The organism is Micromonospora sp. HK10, from assembly GCF_000982955.1.
Lineage (GTDB): Bacteria > Actinomycetota > Actinomycetes > Mycobacteriales > Micromonosporaceae > Micromonospora.
Genome location: NZ_KQ058761.1, coordinates 1 through 5,823, shown reverse-complemented (window position 1 = coordinate 5,823; position 5,823 = coordinate 1). Strand labels below are relative to the sequence as shown.

Here is a 5,823-nt window from a genome sequence, read left to right as displayed (position 1 = left end):
TCAGTTGAAGCAGTCCTTGACGGTGCCGGCGCAGTTGGTGGGGTCGTTGTTGGTGATGGTGGATTCGTCGTCGAGGCGGACCTTGCCGTCGAGGTTGAGGATGCCGCCGGCGGTGCGGTGGGTCTTGGACGGGTCGGTGGCGGTGTTCTTCGTGACGTGGGTGCGGTTCAGGGTGACCGTGCCCTTGTTGTTGAAGATGCCGCCGCCGTTGAGGGCGGTGTTGCCCTTGACCTCGGTGTTGCGCAGGGTCAGGGTGGCGTTGTCGCCCTTGCCGTAGTGGCTTTCTTCGAAGCCTTCCTTGATCAGGACGTGTTGGTCGCCGTTGAAGATGCCGCCGCCGAAGCGTCCGGCGGTGTTCTCGACGATCCAGCTGTCGCTGATGGTGGCGGTGGCTTCCTGGTCGTGGTTGTCGTGTTCCTTGCTGGGCGTGAGCATGGGGGTCGGACCCTGCTTCTTGTCTTCGCCGCCGGTGTTGACGATGCCGCCGCCGTTGTTGCTGGCGTGGTTGTTGGCGACGGTGACGTGGTCGAGCTTGAGGTCGGTGTTCTTGGCGTAGATGCCGCCGCCGCTGTCGCAGGCGGTGTTGTTCTTGATGGTGGTGAAGGAGATCGTGACGGTGCCGCCGGAGCTGAACAGGCCGCCGCCGTTGTGGTCGGCGGTGTTGCCCTCGATGAGGCTCTTGTCGCGGTCCTTGCCTTCGTGGGAGCCGATGATCTCGACGGTGCCGGCCTCGTCGCGGCCCTTGACCCAGTAGTCCTTGCCGCTGTCGAGGCTGCTGGCGGTCTTCGGGCCGTGTTCCTTGCGCTTGTGGTCGTGGCCGTTGGCGATGCCGCCGCCGCTGCCGCCGGCGGTGTTGTTGGTGATCTCGGTGTCCTTGACCTTGAGCAGGCCGGCGTTGAAGATGCCACCGCCGTCGCCCTGGGCGTGGTTGTTCTGGACCTTGCTGTCCTTGAGGTCGACCCGGCCGAAGTTGGCGATGGCGCCGCCGTCGTTCTCGGCGTTGTTGCCGGTCAGCTTGACCTGCACCAGGTGCGCGCTGCCGCCGCGCTCGACCAGCAGCGCACCACCGTCACCCTCACCCTCATCCTTGCGCTCCGGCGAGTAGGCGAGCGTGGCAGTGGCGGTCACCGCGGCCGCCGGCGTCGTGGCCGCCGGACCGTCCTGCGGGGCGACCGAGGTCAGCGGAGCACCGGGACCGCCCGGACCACCGGGACCACCCGGACCGTCGGGTCCACCCGGTCCACCCGGCCCGCCCGGTCCGCCCGGTCCACCCGGTCCGCCGGGGCCGCCCGGTCCACCCGGTCCGCCCGGTCCGCCCGGTCCACCGGGGCCGCTCGGGCCGCCGTACTTGAACTCGGCGGCGTTGCCGTCCTTGACGGTGAGGTCCTTCAGGGTCAGCTCGCCGCCGTCGGCGACCCGGAACAGCCGGAAGGCGTCCTCGGAGTCCCGCTTGATCGTCGAGTCGTTGCCCTTGATCGTCACGTCCTGCTTGATCGTCGGCAGGGCCGTGCCCGACTTCTTGTCCGCGAAGGTCAGCTCGTAGGTGCAGTGCTCGGCCAGCTCCAGCGTGCCGCCGTGACCCCGGTTCGCCAGGTCGATCGCCTCGACCAGCTCCTCGTCGTCACACGGCACCGCCCGCACCTCGCCGTGCTCACCCCACTCACCCCAGCCGTGGTCCTTGCCGTCCCGGCCGTGCTGGTCCTTGCCGTTCTCCTCGCCCTTGTCCCGGTCCTCGGCCTTGCCGGCGTCGCTCGCGTTCTGCGGCGCTACGGCGTGGTTCTCCGCGACCCGCTTCGGGTCGTCGGACTTGTTGTCCCGAGCGGCGAGGCCACCGAGCGCCGCCAGACCGACGACACCGGTCAGCCCGGCCACGCCGGTGGCCACCCAGAGGGCTCGCCGCCTGCTCGTCGGCGGCGGCACCGGGGCCCCGCCGTCGGAAGTGGTTACGTCGTTGGACATCAGAGCTTCCGCCCTTTCGGTGTCTACCAAAGGGGCCGCACCACACGAGGTGGGGCGACCAGCTACAAAACGGTTGTAGCCTCTGATCGACACCGTATGAGAAGGATCCTCGCGACGTGGACGTATCCGAAAAAATCGCGCATTAGCCCCAGATCGGGGAGGCGGGCGCGCAGTCGGGCGGACGGGTCGGGGGAGCGCAAACAGCGACGGGCCCGGCACCGGTGCCCGGCGACGACAAACGTCGCGAACACCGGCGGCGGGCCCGCCGCGGGTCGTACCTCCCGGATCAGCCCGGCAGGCGGGGGCCGGCCTCGCGCTGCTCGGCCAGCCAGGTCTCCACCTCGTCGGAGCGCCGCGGCAGGCCGGCCGAGAGGTTCACCGGACCGTCCGCGGTCACCAGGATGTCGTCCTCGATGCGCACGCCGGTGCCGCGCAGCTCCGCCGGGACCAGCTCGTCCTCCGGCTGGAAGTACAGTCCCGGCTCGACGGTGAGCACGTAGCCCTCCGCCAGGGAGCCGTCCCGGTACATCTCCTTGCGGGCGTTGGCGCAGTCGTGCACGTCGATGCCGAGCATGTGGCTGGTCCCGTGCAGGGTCCACCGGCGGTAGACCGTCGACGCCGGGTCCATCGCCTCGTCCACGCTCACCGGCAGCAGCCCGAGGTCCTTCAGCGCCTCGGCGAGCACCCGCATCGAGGTGAGGTGCACCTCCCGGAACGCCACACCCGGCTTGATCACGTCGATGCCGGCCTGCTGGGCGGCGTACACGGCGTCGTAGACCTGGCGCTGCAACGGGGTGAACCGGCCGTCGACCGGCAGCACCCGGGTGACGTCCGCGGTGTAGAGGTTGCGGTTCTCCACGCCCATGTCCATCAGCAGCAGCTCACCCGGGCGGGTGGCACCGTGGTTGTGCACCCAGTGCAGGATCGTGGCGTGCTCGCCGGCGCCGACGATCGAGCCGTACCCGACGTCGTTGCCGTCGTGCCGGGCGCGCAGCGCGAAGATCCCCTCCAGCAGCCGCTCGGAGACACCCCGGTCGGCCGGCAGCGCCCGGGCGACGTCCTCGAAGCCGCGCACGGTCGCGTCGCACGCCTCCTGGAGCTGGGCGATCTCCCACTCGTCCTTGACCAGCTTCAGCTCGGAGATCGCGATGGCCAGCTCGCGGTCCCGCCCCGGTTGCCCGTCGGCCCGGGCCCCGTCGTACGGGCGCACCGCCGCGTCCACCCCGGCGTCGAAGCCGCGCAGCACCCGGGTACGCCCCGGCGCCAGATCGGCCAGGGCCGCCTCCAGCCCGGTAAGGTCGGCGGTGGGCAGGCCCAGCTCGGTCGACTTCTCGCCCAGCGTCGGCCGGCGGCCCACCCACAGCTCGCCGTGCCGGCTACGGAAGAACTCGTCGGTCTCCCGGGACGACCGGGGCCGCATGTACAGCATCGCCTCGCCGCCCGGGCGCAGCACCAGCACGCTGTCCGGCTCCAGGTCCCCGGTCAGGTACGCGAAGTCGCTGCCCGGCCGGAACCGGTGGTCGGTGTCGTTCGCCCGTACCTTCTCGGTGCCGGTGGGGATGACCAGCGTCTCGCCGGGGAAGGCAGCGGCGAGCGCGGCCCGCCGCTTGGCGTAGTTCGGCACCTCCGGGCGGGGGCCGACCGGCAGTTCGGTGTCCTGCCAGCCCTGCCGCATGAACGCCAGGAAGGCCTCCGGGAAGTCCGGGTCGTGGGACTCGGTCCCGTCCGCCGGCTTGCCCTGCTGCGTCCGCTCCTCGGCCATGATGTCCTCCTCGAGCCTCGTCGCTGGTCCAGACGGTATCGCGCGGGCGGCCGCGGGGAGTGCCTGCGGTGCCGCGACGGCCGCTCCGGAGGCGTGGAAAGATGGCCTTCATGTGCGGACTCCTGGCCTTCTTCAGCGCGCGCGGTGACGCCGCCGCCCACCGCGACCACATCGCCGGCGCACTGGAGTGCCTGCACCACCGGGGCCCGGACGAGACCGGGGTCGAGGTGGTCGGCGACGCCTCCGGCCGGTACGCGGACGGGGTGTTCGCGCACAAGCGCCTGGCGATCATCGACGTGGCGCTCAGCCACGAGCCGCTGCCCTACGCGGGCGGCCGCTACCTGCTCACCTTCAACGGCGAGATCTACAACTACATCGAGCTGCGCGACGAGCTGATCCGGGACTTCGGCGCCCAGTTCGCCACGAACGGCGACGGCGAGGTGATCGTCGCCGGCTACCACTACTGGGGTGAGCAGGTGCTCACCAAGCTGCGCGGCATGTTCGCCTTCGTGATCTGGGACCGGCAGGAGCGCCGGGCCTTCGGCGCGCGCGACTACTTCGGCATCAAGCCGCTGCACTACCTGGAGACCGCCGACGGGCTCTACCTCGCGTCGGAGAAGAAGGCGCTGCTGCCGTTCGCCCAGTCGGCGTACGCCGGTGACGCCGGGATCGACACCGCCAACCTGAGCCACTACCTGACCCTGCAGTACGTCCCGGAGCCCGGCACCCTGCACCGGGGGATCAGCCGGATCGGGTCGGGGGAGTACCTGACCTGGAGCCCGGGCGGCCGGATCGAGGTGCGGCGCTGGTACCGGCCGGTGTTCCGGCCCGCACCGGTCGCCGACGAGCAGAAGCTCTACCAGGAGATCCGGGAGACGCTGCGGGAGAGCGTCCGGATGCACATGCGCTCGGACGTGCCGGTCGGCTCGTTCCTGTCCAGCGGCATCGACTCCACCGCCGTGGTGGCGCTGGCCCGCGAGTTCAACCCGAACATCCTCACCTTCACCGTCGGGTACGACGTGCCCGGCTACTCCGAGATCGACGTGGCCCAGGACTCGGCCCGGCACCTCGACGTCACCACCATCCCGACGAAGATCGGGCCGCAGGACATGATCGACGCGCTGCCGAAGATCGTCTGGCACCTGGACGACCCGGTGGCCGACCCGGCGCTGGTGCCGCTCTACTTCGTGGCCAAGAAGGCGGCCGAACACGTCACCGTGGTGCTCTCCGGCGAGGGGGCCGACGAGTTCTTCGGCGGGTACACGATCTACCGCGAGCCGCTCTCGCTCAGCGGCGTCAACGGCCTGCCCGGCGGCGTGCAGAAGGGCCTGCGCGCGGTCTCCAAGGCGATCCCGCAGGGCGTGAAGGGCAAGAGCTTCCTGGAGCGCGGCACCACCCCGATCGAGCAGCGCTACTACGGCAACGCCCGGATGTTCACCGAGGAGGAGAAGCAGCACCTGCTGCGCCGCTACGACCCCTCGGTCCGCTACACCGACGTCACCGCCCCGATCTACGCCGAGTGCACCGAGCTGGACGACGTCACCAAGATGCAGTACGTCGACCTCTACACCTGGCTGCGCGGCGACATCCTGGTCAAGGCCGACCGGATCTCGATGGCGCACTCGCTGGAGGTGCGGGTGCCCTTCCTGGACCGGGAGGTCTTCAACGTGGCCGCCGGCATCCCGGTCGACCTGAAGCTGCCGCCGCGCTCCGAGGCCACCAAGTACGCGATGCGCCAGGCGTTGCAGGGCGTGGTCCCGCCGGCCATCGTCAACCGCAAGAAGCTCGGCTTCCCGACCCCGACCCGGGTCTGGCTGCGCGGCGAGATGTACGAGTGGGCCCGGCACGTGCTGGCCACCTCCGGCGCCGGCGACCTGATCGACCTGTCGTACGCGATGCGGCTGCTGGACGAGCACAAGCGGGAGGAGGCGGACCACTCCCGCAAGGTGTGGACCGTGCTGATCTTCTGCATCTGGCACGCCATCTTCGTGGCCAAGACCCTCGACCCGGGCATCCAGCGCAACCAGTCCGCCCTGCTCACCAAGCCCGTCGTCGGCAGCATGGTGCGCTGACCCGCACGCGGCGGAGGGCCCCCGGGGACG

Annotated in this window: 3 protein-coding genes; 1 reads left to right on the top strand and 2 read right to left on the bottom strand. The window is 70.4% G+C overall.

The genetic code is table 11. The features are described from left to right. Both LQ51_RS10010 and LQ51_RS10005 read right to left on the bottom strand, forming a co-directional pair. A complete protein-coding gene (locus LQ51_RS10010) occupies positions 1 to 1,959 on the bottom strand; it encodes a hypothetical protein (RefSeq protein ID WP_046564450.1) in 1,959 nt (652 codons plus the stop codon). Between the two features lie 286 nt (positions 1,960 to 2,245). Next, positions 2,246 to 3,721: an aminopeptidase P family protein gene (locus LQ51_RS10005; protein ID WP_046564449.1), complete on the bottom strand. Its 1,476-nt coding sequence runs from the start codon at positions 3,719 to 3,721 to the stop codon at positions 2,246 to 2,248. Positions 3,722 to 3,831: 110 nt separating this feature from the next. On the opposite strand from LQ51_RS10005, the gene asnB reads away from it, so the two are divergent. Next, positions 3,832 to 5,793: an asparagine synthase (glutamine-hydrolyzing) gene (asnB, locus tag LQ51_RS10000; RefSeq protein WP_046564451.1), complete on the top strand. Its 1,962-nt coding sequence runs from the start codon at positions 3,832 to 3,834 to the stop codon at positions 5,791 to 5,793. Positions 5,794 to 5,823: the final 30 nt, after the last annotated feature.